Annotated in this window: 22 protein-coding genes and 1 pseudogene; 10 read left to right on the plus strand and 13 right to left on the minus strand. The window is 65.0% G+C overall.

From position 1 onward, the window contains the following. Window positions 1-23 precede the first annotated feature (23 nt). A complete protein-coding gene (locus HAP54_RS04050) occupies window positions 24-1,520 on the minus strand; it encodes an aldehyde dehydrogenase family protein (RefSeq protein WP_166298842.1) in 1,497 nt (498 codons plus the stop codon). A 201-nt stretch (window positions 1,521-1,721) separates the two neighbouring features. Between HAP54_RS04050 and HAP54_RS04055 the strand changes: the two genes are divergently transcribed. Continuing rightward, on the plus strand, window positions 1,722-2,573 hold the full coding sequence (locus HAP54_RS04055; protein WP_166298843.1) for an SDR family NAD(P)-dependent oxidoreductase: 852 nt from the start codon (window positions 1,722-1,724) through the stop codon (window positions 2,571-2,573). Window positions 2,574-2,662: 89 nt separating this feature from the next. Here the strand turns inward: HAP54_RS04055 and HAP54_RS04060 are convergent, their stop codons facing one another. Then, a complete protein-coding gene (locus HAP54_RS04060; protein WP_166307403.1) occupies window positions 2,663-3,043 on the minus strand; it encodes a hypothetical protein in 381 nt (126 codons plus the stop codon). A gap of 336 nt (window positions 3,044-3,379) precedes the next feature. Here HAP54_RS04060 and HAP54_RS04065 point away from each other — a divergent pair, with 336 nt between their 5' ends. From HAP54_RS04065 to HAP54_RS04075, 3 genes are all read left to right on the plus strand, one after another. Beyond that, a complete protein-coding gene (locus tag HAP54_RS04065) occupies window positions 3,380-4,789 on the plus strand; it encodes an aldehyde dehydrogenase family protein (RefSeq protein WP_166298844.1) in 1,410 nt (469 codons plus the stop codon). 70 nt (window positions 4,790-4,859) lie between these two features. Then, a complete protein-coding gene (locus HAP54_RS04070) occupies window positions 4,860-5,453 on the plus strand; it encodes a DUF2478 domain-containing protein (protein WP_312022746.1) in 594 nt (197 codons plus the stop codon). Window positions 5,454-5,654: 201 nt separating this feature from the next. After that, a complete protein-coding gene (locus tag HAP54_RS04075) occupies window positions 5,655-6,608 on the plus strand; it encodes an IS110 family transposase (protein ID WP_166297397.1) in 954 nt (317 codons plus the stop codon). A 302-nt stretch (window positions 6,609-6,910) separates the two neighbouring features. On the opposite strand, the gene HAP54_RS04080 is transcribed toward HAP54_RS04075, so the two are convergent. From HAP54_RS04080 to HAP54_RS04115, 8 genes and pseudogenes are all read right to left on the minus strand, one after another. Further along, on the minus strand, window positions 6,911-7,117 hold the full coding sequence (locus HAP54_RS04080; RefSeq protein WP_029079341.1) for a hypothetical protein: 207 nt from the start codon (window positions 7,115-7,117) through the stop codon (window positions 6,911-6,913). Window positions 7,118-7,208: 91 nt separating this feature from the next. Then, window positions 7,209-8,204 (minus strand): hypothetical protein, encoded by a 996-nt coding sequence (locus HAP54_RS04085; protein WP_166298845.1) that lies wholly within the window; start codon window positions 8,202-8,204, stop codon window positions 7,209-7,211. Then, entirely contained in the window at window positions 8,201-9,322 is a 1,122-nt protein-coding gene (locus HAP54_RS04090) for a GNAT family N-acetyltransferase (protein WP_166298846.1), read from the minus strand. Before HAP54_RS04090 ends, HAP54_RS04085 begins: the two co-directional genes overlap by 4 nt. Then, window positions 9,319-10,523 (minus strand): annotated as a pseudogene (locus HAP54_RS04095) (hypothetical protein). The gene HAP54_RS04090 and the pseudogene HAP54_RS04095 overlap by 4 nt, the downstream one beginning before the upstream one ends. Beyond that, window positions 10,520-11,395, minus strand: a complete 876-nt coding sequence (locus HAP54_RS04100; RefSeq protein ID WP_166298847.1) for a HesA/MoeB/ThiF family protein — start codon at window positions 11,393-11,395, stop codon at window positions 10,520-10,522. Before HAP54_RS04100 ends, HAP54_RS04095 begins: the two are co-directional and overlap by 4 nt. Further along, on the minus strand, window positions 11,392-12,447 hold the full coding sequence (locus HAP54_RS04105; protein ID WP_224741379.1) for a hypothetical protein: 1,056 nt from the start codon (window positions 12,445-12,447) through the stop codon (window positions 11,392-11,394). The genes HAP54_RS04100 and HAP54_RS04105 overlap by 4 nt, the downstream gene beginning before the upstream one ends. A 182-nt stretch (window positions 12,448-12,629) precedes the next feature. Further along, on the minus strand, window positions 12,630-12,905 hold the full coding sequence (locus tag HAP54_RS04110; RefSeq protein WP_166298848.1) for a YiaA/YiaB family inner membrane protein: 276 nt from the start codon (window positions 12,903-12,905) through the stop codon (window positions 12,630-12,632). A 70-nt stretch (window positions 12,906-12,975) separates the two neighbouring features. After that, on the minus strand, window positions 12,976-13,671 hold the full coding sequence (locus HAP54_RS04115; protein ID WP_166298849.1) for a PspA/IM30 family protein: 696 nt from the start codon (window positions 13,669-13,671) through the stop codon (window positions 12,976-12,978). Between the two features lie 112 nt (window positions 13,672-13,783). Here HAP54_RS04115 and HAP54_RS04120 point away from each other — a divergent pair, with 112 nt between their 5' ends. The 5 genes from HAP54_RS04120 (at window position 13,784) to HAP54_RS04140 (ending at window position 16,807) form a co-directional block, all read left to right on the plus strand. Continuing rightward, window positions 13,784-14,392: a TetR/AcrR family transcriptional regulator gene (locus HAP54_RS04120; RefSeq protein WP_166298850.1), complete on the plus strand. Its 609-nt coding sequence runs from the start codon at window positions 13,784-13,786 to the stop codon at window positions 14,390-14,392. A gap of 318 nt (window positions 14,393-14,710) precedes the next feature. Next, a complete protein-coding gene (locus tag HAP54_RS04125; protein WP_029079350.1) occupies window positions 14,711-14,920 on the plus strand; it encodes a cold-shock protein in 210 nt (69 codons plus the stop codon). A 233-nt stretch (window positions 14,921-15,153) separates the two neighbouring features. Further along, window positions 15,154-16,272 carry an acyl-CoA desaturase gene (locus tag HAP54_RS04130; RefSeq protein ID WP_166307409.1) on the plus strand — a complete coding sequence of 373 codons (1,119 nt, stop codon included), beginning with the start codon at window positions 15,154-15,156 and terminating at the stop codon, window positions 16,270-16,272. A 43-nt stretch (window positions 16,273-16,315) separates the two neighbouring features. Beyond that, window positions 16,316-16,480, plus strand: a complete 165-nt coding sequence (locus HAP54_RS04135) for a hypothetical protein (protein ID WP_166298851.1) — start codon at window positions 16,316-16,318, stop codon at window positions 16,478-16,480. Between the two features lie 90 nt (window positions 16,481-16,570). Then, window positions 16,571-16,807, plus strand: a complete 237-nt coding sequence (locus tag HAP54_RS04140; protein WP_166298852.1) for a hypothetical protein — start codon at window positions 16,571-16,573, stop codon at window positions 16,805-16,807. Between the two features lie 25 nt (window positions 16,808-16,832). On the opposite strand, the gene HAP54_RS04145 is transcribed toward HAP54_RS04140, so the two are convergent. Beyond that, window positions 16,833-17,204 carry a cupin domain-containing protein gene (locus HAP54_RS04145; protein WP_166298853.1) on the minus strand — a complete coding sequence of 124 codons (372 nt, stop codon included), beginning with the start codon at window positions 17,202-17,204 and terminating at the stop codon, window positions 16,833-16,835. A 204-nt stretch (window positions 17,205-17,408) separates the two neighbouring features. On the opposite strand from HAP54_RS04145, the gene HAP54_RS04150 reads away from it, so the two are divergent. Further along, window positions 17,409-17,807, plus strand: a complete 399-nt coding sequence (locus HAP54_RS04150; protein ID WP_248114271.1) for a hypothetical protein — start codon at window positions 17,409-17,411, stop codon at window positions 17,805-17,807. A gap of 59 nt (window positions 17,808-17,866) precedes the next feature. Here the strand turns inward: HAP54_RS04150 and HAP54_RS04155 are convergent, their stop codons facing one another. Continuing rightward, on the minus strand, window positions 17,867-18,691 hold the full coding sequence (locus tag HAP54_RS04155; protein ID WP_166298856.1) for a molybdenum storage protein subunit alpha: 825 nt from the start codon (window positions 18,689-18,691) through the stop codon (window positions 17,867-17,869). After that, the gene (locus tag HAP54_RS04160) at window positions 18,684-19,517 is read right to left on the minus strand and encodes a uridine kinase (protein WP_166298857.1); all 834 of its coding nucleotides are present in this window, start codon (window positions 19,515-19,517) and stop codon (window positions 18,684-18,686) included. The genes HAP54_RS04155 and HAP54_RS04160 overlap by 8 nt, the downstream gene beginning before the upstream one ends. Window positions 19,518-19,838 lie beyond the last annotated feature (321 nt).

Raw genomic sequence — 19,838 nt, forward strand, 5'->3', positions numbered from 1 at the left:
GAGAGGTAAGAAAAAAGCGAGCGCTAACCCGTCTTGATCCAGACCGCCTTGACGTTGAGATATTCCTCGACGTGCTGCTTGCCGGACTCGCGGCCGTAGCCGCTCATCTTGTAGCCGCCGAACGGCACCGCCGGATCCATCGCCTGGTAGCAATTGACCCAGACCGAGCCGGCGCGCAGCGCCTTCGCGACCTGGTGCGCCTTGCTGACATTGGTGGTCCAGACACCGGAGCCGAGGCCGAAGGTGGTGGCGTTGGCGCGCTTGATCAGCTCGTCCGGATCCTTGAACGAGATCGCCGAGATCACCGGGCCGAAGATCTCCTCCTGCGCGATGCGCATGTTGTCCTGCACATTAGCGAACACCGTCGGCTGCACGAAATAGCCCTTCGACAGCGCGCCCTCGGTGAGGCGGCCGCCACCGGCGAGCGCCTTGGCGCCTTCCTTCTGGCCGATGTCGAGATAGCCCGAGACGCGGTCGAGCTGATCCTTCGACACCAGCGGGCCGATCTGGGTGTTGGGATCGAGGCCGTTGCCGACCTGCAGCTTCTTGCCGAACTCGGCAACGCGGCCGACGAACTCGTCATAGACCTTCTGCTCGACGAACAGCCGCGTGCCGGCGCTGCAGATCTGGCCGGAATTGGCGAATACCGCCATCGCCGCACCCGGCACCGCCGCGTCGAGATCGGCGTCGGCGAACACGATGTCCGGCGACTTGCCGCCGAGCTCAAGCGAGACGCGCTTGAGGTTGCCCGCCGAGGCGCGGATGATCGACTGGCCCGTGATGTGCGAGCCGGTGAAGGCGACCTTGTCGACATCGGGATGCGAGGCGAGCGCGGCGCCCGCGGTCTCGCCATAGCCCGGCACGACGTTGACGACGCCGGGCGGAATGCCGGCCTGCATGCAGAGCTCGCCGATGCGCAGCGAAGTCAGCGGCGATTCCTCCGCCGGCTTCAGCACCACGGTGCAGCCGGTCGCGATCGCAGGGCCGATCTTCCAGATCGAGGCGGTCAGCGGCCCGTTCCACGGGATGATGGCGCCGACCACGCCGATCGGCTCCTTCAGCGTGTAGGAGAAGATCTCGCCGGGCAGCGAGTTCTCGATGGTCTCGCCGTGGATCGCGGTGGCCTGGCCCGCGTAGTAGCGCAGCATGCCGAGCGCGCGCAGCTTGTTGCCGCGGGTGCGGCTGATCGGCGCGCCCATGTCGAGCGTGTCGAGCTGGGACAATTCCTCGAAATTGGCTTCGACCAGCTCGGCGAGCTTGAGCAGCAGGTTCTGCCGTTCGAACGGCTTCACCTTGCTCCACGGTCCCTCGAAGGCACGGCGCGCCGCCGCGACTGCGCGGTTGATATCCTCGGCATCGCCTTCGGCAACGGTCGCGAGCAACTCGCCGGTCGCGGGATTGTGTGTTTCAAACTTCTTGCCGGAGGCGGCGTCGACCCATTTGCCGTCGATCAGCATCTTCTTGTAGGAGCCATCGGCATAAGGATGGCGCGACATCGAAATAGCCTGCGAAACAGCCATGTTTGCACTCCCTGTAAAATGTCGGCTGAGGTCTTTTGGAAGCGTTATATCGGCGATTCTACAGCGCAGGCGCGAAACCGTAAAGCGCAGCCGGCGTTGTCGAGCGCGGCACGCATGAAAACCTCCCATGCGCCAGCGCATATGGTTCGCGCGCTATGATAAGATTTGAACGTCAGCCACAAATGTGTCCGGAGACCGCCGATGCCCCACCCCGTGATATCAGCCAATCATGTTGCCGTGATCACCGGCGGCGCGTCCGGCATCGGGCTTGCCGCCGCGTTGCGGTTCGCCGCGGCCGGCATGAAGGTCTGCATCGCCGATCTCGGCGATGACCGATTGAAGGCTGCTGCGACAAAACTGTCATCTGCGGCGCCTGATGGCGCTGACGATATCATGACGGCTGCTGTCGACGTCAGCCGCGCGGAGGCGGTCGCGGAGCTCGAGGCCAGTGTCGCAGAGAGGTTCGGCGGCACCGACATCCTGATGAACAATGCCGGCATCCAGCCCGGCAGCGCGATGTTCGGGCCCGCGGACAATTGGCAGCGCATCCTTGGCGTCAATCTGTGGGGCGTGATCAACGGCACGCAAGCGTTTACACCCAACATGATCAAGCGCGGCCGGCCGGGGCTGATCATCAACACCGGCTCCAAGCAGGGCATCACCACGCCCCCGGGCGATCCCGCCTACAACGTCTCCAAGGCCGGCGTGAAGGCGTTCACCGAGGCGCTGCAGCACGAGCTGCGCAACACCGACGGCTGCAGGATATCAGCGCATCTGCTGATCCCGGGTTTCGTCTTCACCGGGCTGACCGCGCGCGGCCGCACCGAGAAGCCGGCCGGCGCCTGGACGGCAGAGCAGACCGTCGACTTCATGATCGAGCGCCTCGACGCCGGCGACTTCTATATCCTCTGTCCGGATAACGACGTGCCACGCGCGCTCGACGAACGCCGCATCCTCTGGGCCGCCGGCGACATCGTCGAGAATCGCCCGCCGCTGTCGCGCTGGCATCCGGATTTCGGCGACGCGTTCGCCGCGTTCGTGAAGGGGAAGTGAACTTGTAGGATGGGTGGAGCGCAGCGATACCCATCATGTGGCCGCTCACGCGATGGGTATCGCTTCGCTCCACCCATCCTACGATCTCTCTAATTCGCCCGCACGCGAACCGGCGTTACCGGCTGCGCCACCAGCGCCTCGCCGAGCTCGCTCTGCTGGGCGCGCGGGATCGAGAAGCAGACGCTGAAGCCGTCCGATGTCTTGAGCGTCACCATGCCCTGGGCCGCATCGGTCGACTGTTCGATCACCCATGAATCCAGCGGATAGGCGTAACGCAGGGTCTGGTCGCCGAAGCGGGTCTGCAGCGCCTTGCTGATCAGCCCGGGCAGCGTCATGACCAGCGCGCCGACCTGGTTGATCGACAGGCGGATGGTTGCGGGGTCGCCCTTGCCGTCCACGAAGCCAAGCGAAATGGCGCAGCCGTCGGGCGCGACCTCGCAGGTGGTGAGCTCCTGGGTTTCGATCTGCATACCGGCACTCCGGATCATCGTTATATTCCATTCAATATATCGCTGGGACGGCCAGCGTCCAGCCCCAATGTATCCTGCGACCCATCCGGCGCAGTCGCGCGCGGCGTTAGAATAGATTGAAGCTCGCGGCTGCCCCGTTGACGCTGGGCCGGCAACCGCGAATAAATCACCACAAAGATCAGGCTGATTTTTTCTTCGTCATTTTCCAGAGAATTGACTCGGTTCGGCAGTGAGGGGCGGGCCGTGGATGGCCGTGGCTTCCTTCCTGCGACCGTGATATATACACGGATATAGCGAGGCCTATAAGGGCCCGTTTGACCAGGGAGAGCAAAGCCTATGAGTGATTACAAGCTTCTCATCGACGGCAAGATGGTACCCGGCGACCAGACCATGCCGGTGCTCAATCCGGCGACCGAAGAGGTGGTGGCGCAGTGCCCGCGCGCCTCCAAGGACCAGCTCGACAAGGCAGTCGCCGCCGCGAAAGCCGCCTACCCCGCCTGGGCCGCGACCCCGATGGAAGAGCGCCGCAAGCTCATCATCAAGATGGCCGAGGCGATCGAGGCCAACACCAACGAGCTCGCCCACATCCTGACCAGCGAGCAGGGTAAGCCGCTCGCGGATGCCACCGGCGAGGTCATGGGCATGGCCGGCTTCTTCCGCTATCTGGGCTCGCTCGATCTGCCGATGCGCGTGGTCGAGAATTCCGGCGACCGCAAGGTCGAGGCCTACCGCCGCCCGCTCGGCGTGGTCGGCGCGATCATTCCCTGGAACTATCCGCTCCTGATCCTTGCGTTCAAGCTGCCGTCGGCGCTGCTCGCCGGCAACACGCTGGTGGTGAAGCCCGCGCCCACCACGCCGCTGGCCTCACTGCGCTTTGCCGAGCTGATCAAGGATATCCTGCCGAAGGGCGTGCTCAACTTCATCGCCGACGCCAACGATCTCGGCGATCACATGACCAAGCACCCGGACATCCGCAAGATCTCCTTCACCGGCTCGACGGCGACCGGCCAGAAGGTGATGGCGAGCGCATCGCAGACCCTGAAGCGGATCACGCTCGAGCTCGGCGGCAACGATGCCGGCATCGTGCTCGACGACGTCGATCCGAAGAAGGTCGCGCCCGGCATCTTCGAAGGCGCGTTCCAAAACTCCGGCCAGGTCTGCCTCGCCATCAAGCGGCTCTATGTGCACGAGTCGGTCTATGACGAAATCTGCAACGAGCTGGTCGCGATCGCCAAGAACACCGTGGTCGACGACGGCTCCAAGCAAGGAACGAAACTCGGGCCGCTGCAGAACAAGATGCAGTACGAGAAGGTGAAGGCGTTCCTCGACGATGCCCGCAAGAACGGCAATGTGATCGCCGGCGGCGCCGCGATGGACCGTCCCGGCTATTTCATCGAGCCGACCATCGTGCGCGACATCAAGGAAGGCTCCAAGCTGGTCGACGAGGAGCAGTTCGGTCCGGTGCTGCCGGTGATCAAATATTCCGACAAGGATGACGTGATCCGGCGCGCCAACGCCACCACCTACGGCCTCGGCGCGTCGGTGTGGTCGTCGGACATCAAGCGCGCGCATGAGATCGCGACCCAGATCGAGGCCGGCACGGTGTGGATCAACAAGCACCTCGACATGGCTCCGAACATTCCGTTCGGCGGCGCCAAGCAGTCGGGCATCGGCACCGAATTCGCCGAGGAAGGCCTCGCCGAATTCACCCAGTTGCAGATCATCAACGGCCCGCCGGCCGCCTGATCGCTCAACACGCGGCCGCGACGCCCTGACGCCGCGGTCGCCTCCCCGTCCACAACGAACAGAGCCCATCATGTTCGACGCCCAATGCGATCTTGCTGCCCTGGTCTATGACGGGCACGACGATCCCGATGCCATCCTGCGCGACTTCGCCTGTCATCTGAAGGCGCACGGCTCCGGCGTGGTCGGCATGGTGCAGACCGGCCAATGTGCGGATTCCAGCCTGTCGGCCGTGCTGGTCCATAGCGGCGAGACGCTGCTGCTGGCGCAGCCGCCGAGCCCGGGTGCCAGCGGCTGCAAGCTCGATCTTTCGCGGCTGCAGGATGCCGGCCTCCGGGTCGCCGACGCGCTGGCGGCCGGCGCCGATCTCGTCATCATCAATCGCTTCGGCAAGCGGGAACGCGACGGCAAGGGCCTTGGCTATCTGATCGAGCGTGCGCTCGACGCCGATATCCCCGTCGTGATCGCGGTGTCGCGCTCGAGCTTTGCCGACTGGGTCACGGTCGCCGGCGGCATGAGCGTAAAGCTTGCCTGCGACCGCCACGCGCTCGACGCCTGGTGGCGCAACGTGTCGCTGCGGACCGCGGCCCGCGGTCGCGCCGGATCACACCACGGTGTGCGAAGTGTTCAAGTAACTTCGGGTGGGTTAGCTAACCCATCCTTGTAATAACGCGATCGGTTATCGTCGGCATATTCCGAGAGGAATGGCCTGTCGCGGTTAGCGACCGCGACAGGCCGCTGGCGATCGGATCGCACCCATCCTGAGCAGTTCGTGGCTGCCCCGTAGCAGGATCGCGCCAGCACCTTCATCGGACCCGGATGGTTGCCGGAACGGTTAGGTTCGCTTCACAAGGCGGGGTCGACGAGGATGACACAGACTAGCACAAGGACGGCTGGAATCGATACGTCCAAGAGCAAGCTCGATGTTGCGGTTCACGGCCGGACCGAACATTGGCAGGTCGCCAACTCACTGGCGGGATGGCGTATTCTGACGACCAAACTGGCCGAGGCTGACGTGAGCCGAATCGGTATCGAAGCGACCGGGGGCTATGAGCGCGGCGCGGTCGAACACCTGCGTGCGGCAGGCTTCACGGTGCTGGTGCTGCAGCCGATCCAGGTCAAGGCGTTCGGCCGGGTGCATCTGCGACGCGCCAAGAACGATGTGCTGGATGCGGTGTTGATCGCCGCCTGCGCGGCAGCGATCGAGCAGGTCAGAGATGCGCCCGATCCGCGCCTGGCGGAGCTGGCCGAACATCTGACCTTCCTCGAGCAGATCGAGGACGACATCAAGCGCTGCAAGACCCGGCTGGAGCATATCGATCAGCCCGCGCTGAGACGCCTGGTGCTGGGTGACATTGCCCGGCTGAAGGCACGGCGGCTCGCCCAGATCCGTTACCTTGCCAGGCAACTACGCGCTCACCGCGATCTCGCTGCCCGCCTTGACCTCGTGCTCAGCATTCCCGGGATCGGCGAACGCACCGCACTCGCGCTCTTGATCCGCATGCCCGAACTCGGCCGTGTCAGCCGCGAGGAGGCTGCGGCCCTCGCGGGGCTCGCGCCCTTCGACAACGACAGTGGGCAACATAAAGGCCAACGGCGCATCGCCGGCGGTCGGGCTCGGCTGCGACGTTCGCTGTTTGCTGCGGCGCTTCCGGCGGCATTCCGCTGGAACAAGGCCCTCATTGTGCTCTACACACGCCTAACCGCAGCCGGAAAGGCCCACAACGCAGCTCTCATCGCTTGCGCGCGAAAGCTGCTGATCTATGCCAACACTGTCATCCAGCGCGGAACGCCTTGGCGCGAACAGGCGTCCGCGACTTAATGGTTGCTACGATTCTATTTGTCCCGTCATCCCCGCGCAAAGGCTTCGCCTTTGTCGCTGGAGGTGCGAGCCTTGCGGCGCAATTGCGCCGCTGGGCGAGCCTCGAAGGATGCACCGCCCGGCCGGTGGCCGTCGATCCTTCGAGACGCGCGCAAGAGCGCGCTCCTCAGGATGACGGTGATAGGCCGGAGAGTGGGTTGGCCGAGCGTAACCCACGATCTTTGTCCAGCAGACGCTGGTGGTGGATGCGAGAGCGGCGGTGGTTGCGCTTCGCTAACCCACCCTACGGACTACGGCCGCACTCACAGCGTCTCCTGCTTGTGGCCGCACTCCTTGCAGGCGAACTTGACGCGGGACTGGCCCTTTTCCGCCTGTACCCGGTTCGGCGCACCGCATTTGCCGCAAACGGCCTCGATCCGGGTCGTGCCCTGCTTGATGACGAGGTTCCGCTTTTCCATGGTTTCGCGGATCAGGCGCTCGGCCTCCTCGCGCAGCGATTGCTTCGACATCATAGCCACCGGTCATTGGTTTGAGGGCGGCGTCATAGCACGACCCGATGAAGCTTTGACAGCGGGTATCGCATCTAATTTGTCGGCAATGCTAGACGATGAGACGGTCGACCGGCAGGCGGAAATGCCGGGGTTTCAGCGGCTTTGACGGCCGGCCGACGCGGAACACATTGACGAGGCGCAGATCGCCGCCAACCTTGCCGAGTTTTCGCAGCCGATCGTTGAAGTCAGGATGGTCTGATAGCGCCGAGATCGGGCACGCCGCGAACCCGGCGCGATCGATCTCCAGCCAGATCCGGTAGAAATGCCGACCCGTCGTGAGTGGATCCTCACCGACCGGGCGGCAGAACAGGATGATCGCCGATACCGACGCGGTCTTGGCGCTGTCGGCGAGCAGCGATGCGGCGATGCCGAGACGATCGAGTGGCCTGAACAGGCTGCCGAGCACGAAGCGGGCCGCGCTGGCCTCGACCGCATTCATGGCGAGCGCGTCGCGGTTGAGACCGTCCAGCAGATAATGCGGATGGCTCGGCGACAGCCGCATCCACGCGAGCAGCTCCTGGCGGTAATCGTCTTCCCGGACAAAGGAGAACTCGGCCTGGTCGGCCCAGCCGGCGATATCAGCGATCGCCTGGCGATCCCCAATGCAGATCGCGTCGTCGCGCGCGGCGGCAAGCTGTGCCAGCGCCGCCGCATCATTAGGCGACGCCGCGAACTTGCCGCGCCACGACGTGCGGCGCGCCACATGACCGGCCAGCGGATCGGGCGCAACGCCCTGCCGGACCGCAAAGCTGCAGAGCGCGGTATATTGCGGCGACAGCGGCTGCTCGATCGTCGTCATGCCTGTTATGGCGAGACTGCGTCCGTTGAGGGCGAGGCTCATGCCCTCCAGCGCCGCGCCGTGCGAGACCAGCACGTCGTGCCCCGCGGGGTCGGCGACCGGCGCGCGTACGCTGACGTCGTCGACCAGCGCCAGCCGCCCGTCGGCAAGCAGCCGCCAGCGCGTCGGCTGGATATTGTGGACGCTCGGCGCCAGCCGCGCCTCCGCGACCAGCTCGCGCAACAGATCCGGCGTCAGCTCGCTCATGCCGCCGCCAGCCGCTTGGAGAACAGATGCAGCCGGTGCAGCGGCTGGGCGCCGACCTTTTCGACCTGACGCAGCGACGGACCGTTGATATCAGCGATCCAGGTGCCGCCGAGCGTGCGGTAGCCGGCGTCCTGCAACGCCAGCGCCGTGCGATAGAGCATCGCGCCGTTGAGGCCGCGATTGTGCAGGTCGCGGCAGACCGACTGATAGATCAGCACGGCGCGCGTGTTCATCATGCGGTGCTGCACGAACCTGAACAGCGCTGATAGCCCGATCCGGCCGCCGATCGCCTTGATCAACGGATTGAGGTCGGGGATCGCGATGATCGCCCCGGCGGGCCGGCCGCGGTGATAGACCACGATCGAAATCCGCTTGTCGATGATCCACATCATGTCGCCGGCCTGGAACAGATATTCGGCCGCGGTCGGCGGCACGAACATCGGGTTGTCGGCAAAGCCGTCATTGAGGATGAGGCGGGCATCCTCTAGCCGCGCCTTGAAGGCGGAACGCTTGATCGGCTGCCAGACGAAGTCCTTGTCGGCCAGCACCGCACGCTGCTTGTCGCCGAGCAATTGCTCCGGCTTGCCGCCGTCGAGCGCGATCTCGAACGTCGTCATCGGGAAGGTCGCGGCATAGCCGGCGCGTTCGAGGTGGCGCGCGATGTGCGGCGGCGACCACATCATGTCGGTGAACGGCGCATGGTCGAACCCGTCGGTCATCACCCCGATCTGCTGCATCGCCGTGAGATTGAAATTGCCGGCGATGCGGCTCATGCCGCGCGCGGCCAGCCATTGCTCGGCGGCACGCAGCAGCGCGTCGGCCACCTCGGGCTCGTCGATGCAATCGAAGAAGCCGAATGCGCCGCGGCGAGTGCCGTGCTTGCGGTTGGAGGCGTCATGAATCGAGGCGGCGATGCGGCCGACCGGCCGTCCGTCGCGATGCGCGGAGAACAGCGCGTAGCGGCCGTGGCCTTCGGTGACGAACGGATTCTTCGCGGGATCGAACATCCGCTCGAAATCGCTCCACAGCGGCGGCACGTAGAGGCTGTCGGGTCCATAGGCATTGAGCGCCGCGTCGAATGCTGCCCTGCGGTCACCCTCCCTGATCTCGAGCGTCATTTGGCCTCCGGGGTCAACGCCAACAGCCGCCGCACCAGCGCCAGCGCGGTCTCGGTGGCGGGATCGGCCGCGGTCACCGGCACGGCACGGCGAGCACGATCAGATCGAGCGGATCGTGCGCGAGCACGATGACATGGGAGGCGCTGTTGGCCGTCATCAGCGAGACCATGCGCTCGGCCGCAGGATCAACCGCCGCCAGCCCCCACGGCGCATCGGACCGGCGCAGCACGCGCCGCGCCGAAAGGAAATCGCGGAGCAGCGGCGGATCGTAAAGCCCGAGCTCGTTCTCGCGAAAATGCCGCGCGCTTTCGAAGATCGGATGTCGCGCGAGCTCGGCGATCAACTGCTCCCTCGTCTGCGCCGGCGACGCCGCCACCGAGTTGAGCACGCCGGGCTCCTGCGATTCGAACAGCGCACGCAGCGCGTCCGTCATCAGCCCGATGGTCAGCACGCCGGCAATCGCGACCGCGACGAACCGGACGATCTGCGCGGCGTCGACGTCGTGCGCCATGAAGGCGGCGGCGAGCCCCAGCAGGCCGGAAGAGATCAGCCGCAGCGCCATCATCGCTAGCCCATGGCGGCGGGTCTCGGCGCCGCCGCCGGCGATCAGCATCACGGTCACGGTCAGCAGCGCGCCCAGCGCGCCGAGCCGGACTGGAATGTCCGGGAACAGCGTGCGGAAGTCGGTCAGGATGAACGGGATCACGACCAGCGCGCCGACCGCCATGCGGCCGATGCTGCGGTTTTCCGAGGCCATCAACGATGCGCGATCGCGCGTCGCCAGCAGCAGCGCGCAGGTGGCGAAAGCAAGCAGCTGAAACAGCGCCAGCGTGATCGCGTAGGGCATCGCGAAGCGCTGCAGCCCGAACAGGCCGCCGAGGCCGAGCAGGATGCCGCCCGCGAGCGCTGCGATCTTGACCGCGCGCGGCGCGTGCCGCCGCAGGATGCCTTCGGTGACGATCAGGGCCCCGAGCGGGATCAGTGCGGCCGGGATCACCGAGAGGCGGTCGAGCAGCCGGCTTCCGCTCCACCACGCCAGGCCGCGGTCGAGGAACAGGATCGCGATCACGCCGAGCGCGAGCAGCAGGCGACGGGTCAGCGGGCTCCTGGGATCGCGCCGGTAGAACGTCATCATCGCCACCGCAAGGCCGATGGCGCCGCAGAGATTGACGATGGAATCGGCAATCGCCCCCGAGGTCATGTGCTGCCCGTCAATTGCTCGATCGCCCGGCGCACCAGCGGGCGCATCAGGGCGGCAACCAGCGCATTGCGCGGCCGCTCGATCGCAGGCCGGTGCGGATTGAGGAACCAGCCGCGGCAATCGGTGCCGGAAGTGCGGCCCAGGATCAGCGCCACCGCCTCATAGGCCATCAGCATGCCGGTCGAGATCACCATCGGCGCGAACGACATCCGGCTGCGGCGGCCGGCTGCGACTTCGCCGGCAATCGCGAGGTCGACATAGTTGCGCGACGAGGAGTGCAGCATCACGTGCTCGATCTCGGCACGCATCGCGGCGCGGCGGTCGTCCTCGGTGATATCGGTCCAGTCCTTGCCCGTCGTCGGAAAGCCGAGGCGTTCCTCGGGCCTCGGATCGTGCGGCCGCACCACGATCACCGACGGCAGCGGCGACATATAGGCGTCGATCACGGTTGCATCAGCGGCTTTCGCGGTCCGGTACAGATGCACGCCGGCGGCGATGTCGTCCATGCCGTTGACGATGACCGGGCAACGCGCGGCGATCGCGGCGAGCTCATCGGTCCAGTTCTCGCCGAGCACCTCGATCTCGATGGTCGGGTTGATGCGTTTGGCGGCTTCGGCGGCGACCTCCGCCTTCTCGCGGCCGACCTCGTCGGCGAAGGCGAACACCTGGCGGTTGAGGTTGGAGACCTCGAAGCGGTCGATGTCGGCGATCACGAACTTGCCGACACCGGCGCGCGCCAGCGCCATGAAAGCCGCGCCGCCCATGCCGCCGACGCCGCAGACGAACACCCGCGCCTGGCGCAGCTGCTGCTGCTCGTGCTCGTCGATGAAGCCGATGTTGCGGCCGGTGAAGGAGTAATAGTCGAAATTCATCGCGCCCCCCCGCTCTCCTGCCTGCGCGGCCGCAGCGTGCCGGAGGCGCGGCTGTCGTCCAGCCAGTAGACCACCGGCAACACCAGCCGCTGCAGCGCCAGCATCGCCGACGCCGCGAGCAGCGCCGGCAGCGAGCCCGACGGCACCTCGCGCATCAGGTAACGGCGCGCGCCGGCAAGATCGACGCGGCCGAGCTGCAGCACATCGTCGCCGCGGCCGTAATCCAGCTCGCGCGCGCAAAATTCGTTGTAGATGGCGTCGCGATGTTTCGCTGCGATCTCGAAGGTCTTCTTCAGCGCGTCCGAGCCGCCGGTATAGGCATTGGTGATGACCGAGCGCGCCTCGTCGAAGCCGGCCTCCTCGCCGACGCCGAATACCGCGCGATGCCGTGCCATGATGCCGCGCGCCAGCTGCAGATGCGCAAAGCTCTGCCGCGCGCCCGGCTGCGGCGACGGGAACACGTCCGAGAAGGTGTCGCTGACCATGCCGACCACCGCCGGTACCTGGGTGACGTTGGAAATCCATTTCGGCCGCAGCCCGTCGCGGGCGAACAGCACCAGCGCGGTCAGGCCGTAAAGCACCCAGGACAGCCCCTGCCCGCGCACATCGGGATCGACCATGACGAGGCCGAGATGGGTGACTTCAGCGGGTTCGCCGTCGAGCGGCACGTCCATCACCGACAGCGCGTTGAAGGCGATCGGCCGCCCGCTGTCCTCCTCGGAGATCAGGGTGACGACGGCGCGCGACAGCCGCTCCGGCTCGCCGGAAAAGATGCCGTAGGTCAGGCTCTCCTCGGTCAGCGTCTTGGCGGCAACGATGCGCAGCTGCGGGACCAGTGCGTCGAGCTCGGCCTTCGGCAGCGACACGCCGGGCGATTCGACGATGCGGGTGCGCTGGCCGGCCTGGGTGCGCAGGGTGAGATCGATGGTCGGCTGCGACAGCGCCTTCAACCAAAAGCCGGCATGGCTGCGCAGGCCGTCAAAGGCCGCGCGCGCCTTCGCAAAGCCCCTGCCGCCGCGCGAGGCCGGGGTCGGATCATCCGTGGACGCCATTTCTCTGTCCCTCGGTCGCGATCTCTGCACTCAGGCCTGTTAAAGAGCCATGAGCGCAACCTGCCGCTGTTGGCCGCAGGGTAAACAAGGCGTTCCGGAAACGGAACAAGTTGCCCCCAACGACGAAAGCGGCGGGAGCGAAACACCCGCCGCTTCGTCTTGGCTCCGGCTCAGGCCGCCTCTCATGCTGCCTTCGAGACTTCCATCAGCAGGCGCTCGGCCTTGGCGTCCTCGATACGGTTGACGAACTTGCCGCTCTCGTAATTGTCGCGCACCGTCTTGGTCATCGTCATGCAGGTCTGGATCAGCATCACGATGCCCATCGTCAGATAGCCCTTCATCCAGAGATCGATCGGCAGGAAGAACACGCCGATGCCGACGAGGAAGGCGGAGCCTGCGAAGGACGCGTAGGTGAAGGTGACCCAGGCGCCGCTGTGGGGTTGGATGGTCTGGTTCATGGTCGTCTCCTTGATGATATCCGGTTTGAAGTTGGCGTGGTTTCAGGCTTGAGATTTCAGGCTTGAGGTTTCAGATTTGCGGCGGGCGCTTGGCTCTCAGCCGCGCCAGCACGTCGTCGGCGGTCGATTTCATGCGCGGGCCAAAGCCCTGCTCGGCGAGCCTCTCGGCGACGACAAGCGGTCCCGAGGCGGTATCGATTTCGAACAGCGCGTCGTCGGCCGCCTGGATCTCGATCTGCCGCTCGCGTAGCCGCTTCAGCGTGGCCTCCGCTTCCGGCAGCGTCGATTCGTAGGGGCGCGCCGCCTCGATGCCGCTCCGGCGCAGCGAGCGCACCGCCTCCGAGGCGCGGGCGAGGCGCCGGCCGCGATCGAGCTCGGCGATCCGCGCCTCGGCGTTGCCGACGTGGCGCTTCAGCCGTGTGATCTCGGTGGCGAACAGGGTGCGCGCGGTCATCGCGGCATCGCGTTCGGCTTCGAGGTTGGCGATCGCCTGCGCGGCTTCGCGGGCGAGGTCTTCCCGGCCGCCCTCGAGCGCCGCTGAGGCGCGCACCTCGAGATCGGCGATCCGGGCGTTGGTGGCGTCGAGCCGCCGGCCCTCCTGCTGGTCGCCGGCGATCGCCAGTGCCAAGGTCCGCTTCGAGCGGTCGACGGCGGCGGCCGCATCGCGCATCTGCTGGTCGAGGATGACCAGCGCGGTCCGGTCTTGCAGTTCCTCTTCGGCGACCGCCACGCTGCCGCGGAAAAGTGTCAAAACAGTTTTGAACATTTGGTCACCCCCTGTTATGAGCATCGCTCATGAATCTTTTGTACCACATACCGAGCGTTGCTCAAGAATTATTTGAGCATCGCTCAAGTGTATGGTTAACGGCGGGTAAAACATGTCCAAAGCATTGGAACGACGTGCGAAACTGCGGGAAGCGCTGATCGAGGCGGCGGAACGGGCGATTGCGACAAAGGGTCTCGGCGGCCTGAAAACGCGCGAACTGGCCCAGGAAATCGGTGTCGCCAACGGCGGCGTCTACAATCTGGTCGAGGATGTCGACGAGCTGATCCTGCGCGTCGGCTCGCGCACGCTGGCCCGGCTCGACGCCTCGCTGTCGCTGGCCGAGATCGGCGGGGCGGCGGCGCCGCGCGAGATGCTGGTGCGCATCGCGGTCGCCTATTGCGACTTCGCCGCCGACAATCTCGAATTGTGGCGGGCGCTGTTCGAGCACCGCATGCAACCCGGCAAGCCGGTGCCGGAATGGGCCATCACGGAGCAGATGGAATTATTCCGCCACATCTACAAGCCGCTCGCCGCACTGTTCCCGCAGCGCTCGCCGGCGCAGCTCGGCGTCACCGCGCGCAGCCTGTTCTCCGCGGTGCACGGCATGGTCGCGCTCGGGCTGGAGCACAAGCTGATTGCGGTGCCTATCGGCGCGCTGCGCAGCGAGATCGGCACCCTGACACGCGCGATGGTCGACGGGCTGACGGCGAAGAAGGAGTAGCGCACCCGCCCGATGCCCCCGCTGTGCGGTCAAGCAGACGACTTGCCGCAGGGAGACGTGGATTTCAGCTGTTGCCCCAGGAGCAAGGGCGACGTAGCGATTGAGGTCAGGACGGCAGAAACCACTTGCGGAATGATCGGATAGTAGCCATTTACCTCGGATGGAGTTTCGGCCGAACGACTTGGCCTCGCCGCTGATAGCGCGCCTGACTGACGACCCTCCCCCCAAAACTTCGAACTAGAGCGTTTTCGAGCGAAGTGGCTACCGGTTCGCGTGAAGAAAACGCGCAAACGCGCATCTATTGAAGGACGAACTCCCATGAATACGGGAACTGTGAAGTGGTTTAACAGCCAAAAGGGTTTCGGCTTCATTCAGCCGGACCAGGGAGGCCAGGATGTTTTCGTTCATATCAGCGCCGTTGAACGCGCCGGCATGAGCACCCTCAACGAGGGGCAGAAGGTTTCTTTTGAAGTCGTTGCAGACCGCCGGACTGGCAAATCTGCTGCGGACAATCTGCGCGCCGCGTAAGCTGCCGCAATCGGCGCCATGCTGCTTTGACCACGGATGTACTGGCAGAGCCTCTGGTTTCGCGACCCCGCGACTGGTCACCCAGCCGCGGGCTTCTCTTTATCGCACCGCGCGCAATGCCCGCCAAGACCAGGACTTGAGCCGTCCGCTGGCGAGACGGCCCGCACATTGAAGCAATCGAGGTCGCGAGCGTGTCCACCAATATCGATCCAGTGTCGCAACACGACGACATCATGTACCCGCAGGTCCTCCCGTTCCTGCTGGTCCACGCAGGGTGTCTGGCGGCGATCTGGTCGGGCATCTCATGGCAAGCGATTACAATCTGCGTTGTTCTCTATTGGCTGCGCATGTTTGCGATCACGGCGGGCTATCATCGGTACTTCTCGCATCGCGCTTACTCAACAAGCCGGGCCTTTCAATTCATCCTTGCCTTCCTTGCCCAAAGCAGCGCCCAAAAAAGCGTGCTTTGGTGGGCTGCGAAACATCGGCATCACCATCTCCATTCCGACACCGAGCAGGATGTGCATTCCCCTCTGCACACGGGCCTCGTGTACAGTCATCTCGGCTGGATTTTCTATCGACAGCACGACGCAACCGATCTGACGAAAATCTCGGATTTTGCCGCGTATCCAGAGCTGATGTGGTTGCACAGATTCGAGGTTTTGCCAGCGGTCGTGGTCGCGGGCCTGTGCTTCCTCATTGGCGGATGGCCGGGGCTCGTGGTCGGTTTCCTCTGGAGCACCGTGCTGGTGTATCACGCCACGTTCTGCATCAACTCCCTCGCACATGTTCACGGACGCAAGCGGTATGTGACGGGCGACGACTCCCGCAACAATTGGCTGCTGGCCCTGATTACGATGGGTGAGGGTTGGCACAACAATCATCACGCCTACCAAAGCAGTGCACGGCAAGGCTTCCGCTGGTGGGAGATTGACGTGACCTATTATGTCCTGGTGGCCTTGTCCTGGCTCGGTGTTGTCTGGGATCTGAAGGCGCCGCCCGCACTGGTTCTCCGCAACGAGCAGCGCCTGGGATCACGCGTGATCAAGCGAACGGCCGAGCAGCTCGCGGGACGTTTCAATCCCGAGTACATCGCGATGGCGATCAAATCGTCGGTCCATGAGACCGGAATGTCGGTGCGGGACGCGCTTTTCCTGTTGCAGCATCGTGCCGACCTGCATCTGCCCAGCATGCCAACGCGTGACCAGTTGCTGGCTGAAGCCCAGGCCATGTTCGCGATGACGCCATCGCTGGACGATATCGTCGACCGTGCCCATGAACTCCTGGTGGAATCGGTTTGTTTTCTTCTGGCCGTTCCGCCTCCGGTCGCCACCGTAAGCCAGAAACCTTGAGCAGACGGTAGCATTTTGCCTCGGGCATCCCCATATGGGGTCAATGACCAACTGGCAAAAGCCGAGCAAGCGAGAACCACCCAAGACCAAGGCTGAATTGCGCGAGATGCTGACCGAGGCTGTGCGCAACACGCCGAGCCCCGACCAGGTGCCGCAGCGGCGCCCGGCAAAGGCCAAAAAGATCGCGGCCGGGACGGCTGACGACTAAGCCTCGCCCGCCACCCGACCGGATCGCCCGGCCCGGGATACGACCGAACTCCATTGGCGACGAGCGCGAAGATTTTCGCGGAGGAGTAGTATGCGCAAATTTCCCAAGCCGACCGAACAAGAGATCAATGAGGGACCCCAGGCGGTGTCTTTTCAGATCGCGAACGGAAACGCGCGGCAGGACTGCATCCTGCAAACCACATTCCCAACGAAGATGCAGGCGCACAAGTATCTGCTCACGAATTGGCCGACCATCGAAAAGATGGCTCGCGACGCCCTTGCGGCGGGAACCATCGAAGGCGGCCAGATCAAGCTCGTGATGATCTGAACAGCCCGTGGGAAACGCCTGAGCCTCACGGCTCCATCGTGTAGGCGCGCCCGGGTTCGAGCGCGTAGATCGTCAGAAAGCGCAGCGGGCGTTCCGGGTCGCAGTTGCGAAACAGCGTGTGCGGAAGGTCGGGGCGATCCTGCAAGGTCTCGCCTGCCCGATACCGGCGCGGAGCCTCACTGCCATAGGCGGACTCGGCGACGCCTTCGACGATGAAGATAATTCCCCCAACCGGATGCCGGTGCAGCGGCGCGACCCCGCCGGGCGGATAGGTCACCTCGGCAACGACGAGCTCGCGATCATCGCCGGGCAAAGCGAGACGCTCAAGGGTCTTGCGCGTCACCCCGGCAAACCCGGTCTGTTGGGCGTTTGCCTGACCGTCCTTGCCATCAGCCATTGGAATCCCTTTTCTCGCCACGTGAGCCGTCCCCCCGATCAAGTCGCGATGACCATGAGGGCGCCTCACCACGGCAACAAGATGTCGGAGCGACGGTTCAGCACGTCGGCTCCCGAGCAACACAGAATGGCCGAAGGCCTTGCCACCCTCGCTCCGACGTTGCAGGATTCTTGCACCGAAGAAACCTTCAGCAGTGGGCCTAGCATGGGAATGAGCATCGTGACGACGCGGTTGCCGGGGATCGCCGCCCTGGCGCTCAGCATTGCAGCATCAAGTGTCATGCCGGCGTTTGCGGCGCAAGCCGTATCCGAATGCTCGATGTCGGTCACATTGGCGGATTGGGGCGAGAACTCGACCGGCGATATCGACGTCGCGTCAGGCCAAAGCTGCCTGATCCCGATCGGGATCCGCGGCACGGTGACGGACTCCGCGATCTCGCAAAAGCCGACCTACGGCAAGTTGAAGAAGATCAACGCATTGACCTTCGAATACAGGGCGAAGGCCAAGTACAAGGGCAGCGACACCTTTGCCATCAAGGCAACGGGTCAAGGACCGAAGACTTCAGGCACCTCGGTCATCACCGTGCGCGCGACGATCAAGTAATTGCCCCCTTCGCGCGCCGAACAAGCACGGCGCGCGACAGATTCCTTGATGAACGGGCGTCAGGCCGGACGCGCGCCGGTGCGGATGATCGACCCGACATGCTGGCCGCGCAGCGCCGCGGTGAGCTGGCCGGGAACGAGGCCGTTCACGACCTGCACGCGCTCGATATGGCGGGCGTTCTTCATCACCTCGAGCAGCGCGGGATCGAACGGCAGCGTGCCCTTCAGCTTGGCAAGATCGGCGACGCTGGTCTCGCGCAGCAGCTGCGCCTTCTTGCCGTCGGGACCGTTGGGATCGTCGGTGTACACGCCGTCGACGTCCTCGACGATGGTGAGGCCGGCCGCGCCGAGCGCATCGGCGAGCAGGAATGCACCGGTGTCGGCCCGATGCAGCGGGATGCGCGAGTCCGGAAATTCGTGATGGTGATAGGGCGGAAAGCCGCTGCCCACCACCGCGCGGGCCGCGGAGAGGTGGATCGCAAGCTGGCTCGCGATGGTCGGGTGCTCGATATAGGAGACGCCTTCCGGCGCGAGCAGGCAGGCCAGGATATGACCGTTCTGGCCGGCCTCGCTCGCCGCGAGCGGCGCGAGCGAGCCGACCGGCAGACCGAGGTCGAGGCCGACGCTGTAGAGGTGGCGGGCGCGGATGCCGGCGCCGGTCAGGATCAAGAGGCGGTGCTCCGGCAACAGCGAGCGCAGCTCGTCGACGATCGGCAGGATCGCTTCATGGCCGCGATCCATGATCGAGCGGCCGCCGATCTTCACCACCTGCACCCAGGGCAGCAGGGGTATAGGGCGTCCGCCGGCAACGGGACGGGTAAGATCGCTGTCGAGCAGGGTCTGGCGCGCGAGCGGCGAGGCGACGTGCTTGGTGGTATCATCCATGGTCGTGTCTCTCTCGGCTCGCGGTGATGATGGTGCCGACATGCTCGCCCGCGAGCGCGCGGGTGAGATTGCCGGGGACAAGGCCATTGACGACCTGCACCTCGCGGACATGGCGTGCGGCGGCGAGCAGATCGAGCACCGGGAATTCGAGGATCGAATCCTGCAATCCCTTCGCCTTCATCTCCGCGACCGAGATTTTCGGAATGAAGGTGGCGCCCTTCGAGGTCTTGGGGTTCGCGGTAAAGAGGCCGTTCTCGTCCTTCACATAGATCATCGCCTTGCAGCCGAACTGCTCGGCGACCAGGAAGCATCCGGCGTCGGTGCGGTACGGCGGGATCATGCCTTCGGGTGCGGGGCGCATCCACAAGCCATAAGGCGGCATGCCGCTGAAGATCACCGCATTCACCTCGGCTAGATAGAGCGGCACGGCCGATAGCCCGGCGCCGCTGACCGCGGAGATGCCGTGCTTGGCAAGCAGCTGCCCCAGCATCACGGCGTTCTGATCGGCGACCGAGGCGCCGAGTTGCGACAGCACGCCGGCCGGCAGGCGAAGCCCGGCCGCGATCGAATAGAGATGCCGGGCGCGGGTGCCCGCGCCGGTCCCGATCAGGAGCTTGTGGGCCTTGCGGGCCGCGACGATCTCGTCGACCAGCGGATAGACGGCGGCGCGGCCGCGGTCGATGACGCTCTGGCCGCCGATCTTGATCACGGTCGCATCCGGCAGGATCCGGAAATCCGACGCCGCTTCCGCCGCCGCCAAAAGCTGCGGATCTGTCAGCGACCGCTGCATCAGGAGCCCTTCAAGCTCTGCCGTCGTGTTTGCCATGAGAAACGTTCCTTTTCCGATGCGCCTGGCATCGCTTCCGAATTGCACTGGTAGCGGTAAGCCGGCCGGGTCTCAAGATGCAATGGCAATGATGGCGCACCCCGGCGGTCGTGGCGCTGACGTGCTAAGCTTAGATAATCACATGACCATCCCCGCCTGGCGCGACGCGCGGTCAGCCAAACCGAACGGTGATGTCTTCGAGGGGAATGCCGCCGGCCAAGCGTGATGCCGCCAGGCCGCGAGGAGAATGTCGGGATCTGGGAATGATTGTTCAGGGAGGCAATGACCTCCCCGGCAATCGCTTCGAAGTTGGCTTGCGCC

This window comes from Bradyrhizobium sp. 2S1, from assembly GCF_011516625.5.
Taxonomy (GTDB): Bacteria; Pseudomonadota; Alphaproteobacteria; order Rhizobiales; family Xanthobacteraceae; genus Bradyrhizobium; species Bradyrhizobium septentrionale.

Bases quoted from the DNA above. Each gene is read 5' to 3' on its own strand.
- HAP54_RS04050 (WP_166298842.1), bottom strand. From the start codon at position 1,520: ATGGCTGTTTCGCAGGCTATTTCGATGTCGCGCCATCCTTATGCCGAT.
- HAP54_RS04055 (WP_166298843.1), top strand. From the start codon at position 1,722: ATGCCCCACCCCGTGATATCAGCCAATCATGTTGCCGTGATCACCGGC.
- HAP54_RS04060 (WP_166307403.1), bottom strand. From the start codon at position 3,043: ATGCAGATCGAAACCCAGGAGCTCACCACCTGCGAGGTCGCGCCCGAC.
- HAP54_RS04065 (WP_166298844.1), top strand. From the start codon at position 3,380: ATGAGTGATTACAAGCTTCTCATCGACGGCAAGATGGTACCCGGCGAC.
- HAP54_RS04070 (WP_312022746.1), top strand. From the start codon at position 4,860: ATGTTCGACGCCCAATGCGATCTTGCTGCCCTGGTCTATGACGGGCAC.
- HAP54_RS04075 (WP_166297397.1), top strand. From the start codon at position 5,655: ATGACACAGACTAGCACAAGGACGGCTGGAATCGATACGTCCAAGAGC.
- HAP54_RS04080 (WP_029079341.1), bottom strand. From the start codon at position 7,117: ATGTCGAAGCAATCGCTGCGCGAGGAGGCCGAGCGCCTGATCCGCGAA.
- HAP54_RS04085 (WP_166298845.1), bottom strand. From the start codon at position 8,204: ATGAGCGAGCTGACGCCGGATCTGTTGCGCGAGCTGGTCGCGGAGGCG.
- HAP54_RS04090 (WP_166298846.1), bottom strand. From the start codon at position 9,322: ATGACGCTCGAGATCAGGGAGGGTGACCGCAGGGCAGCATTCGACGCG.
- HAP54_RS04100 (WP_166298847.1), bottom strand. From the start codon at position 11,395: ATGAATTTCGACTATTACTCCTTCACCGGCCGCAACATCGGCTTCATC.
- HAP54_RS04105 (WP_224741379.1), bottom strand. From the start codon at position 12,447: ATGGCGTCCACGGATGATCCGACCCCGGCCTCGCGCGGCGGCAGGGGC.
- HAP54_RS04110 (WP_166298848.1), bottom strand. From the start codon at position 12,905: ATGAACCAGACCATCCAACCCCACAGCGGCGCCTGGGTCACCTTCACC.
- HAP54_RS04115 (WP_166298849.1), bottom strand. From the start codon at position 13,671: ATGTTCAAAACTGTTTTGACACTTTTCCGCGGCAGCGTGGCGGTCGCC.
- HAP54_RS04120 (WP_166298850.1), top strand. From the start codon at position 13,784: ATGTCCAAAGCATTGGAACGACGTGCGAAACTGCGGGAAGCGCTGATC.
- HAP54_RS04125 (WP_029079350.1), top strand. From the start codon at position 14,711: ATGAATACGGGAACTGTGAAGTGGTTTAACAGCCAAAAGGGTTTCGGC.
- HAP54_RS04130 (WP_166307409.1), top strand. From the start codon at position 15,154: ATGTACCCGCAGGTCCTCCCGTTCCTGCTGGTCCACGCAGGGTGTCTG.
- HAP54_RS04135 (WP_166298851.1), top strand. From the start codon at position 16,316: ATGACCAACTGGCAAAAGCCGAGCAAGCGAGAACCACCCAAGACCAAG.
- HAP54_RS04140 (WP_166298852.1), top strand. From the start codon at position 16,571: ATGCGCAAATTTCCCAAGCCGACCGAACAAGAGATCAATGAGGGACCC.
- HAP54_RS04145 (WP_166298853.1), bottom strand. From the start codon at position 17,204: ATGGCTGATGGCAAGGACGGTCAGGCAAACGCCCAACAGACCGGGTTT.
- HAP54_RS04150 (WP_248114271.1), top strand. From the start codon at position 17,409: ATGGGAATGAGCATCGTGACGACGCGGTTGCCGGGGATCGCCGCCCTG.
- HAP54_RS04155 (WP_166298856.1), bottom strand. From the start codon at position 18,691: ATGGATGATACCACCAAGCACGTCGCCTCGCCGCTCGCGCGCCAGACC.
- HAP54_RS04160 (WP_166298857.1), bottom strand. From the start codon at position 19,517: ATGGCAAACACGACGGCAGAGCTTGAAGGGCTCCTGATGCAGCGGTCG.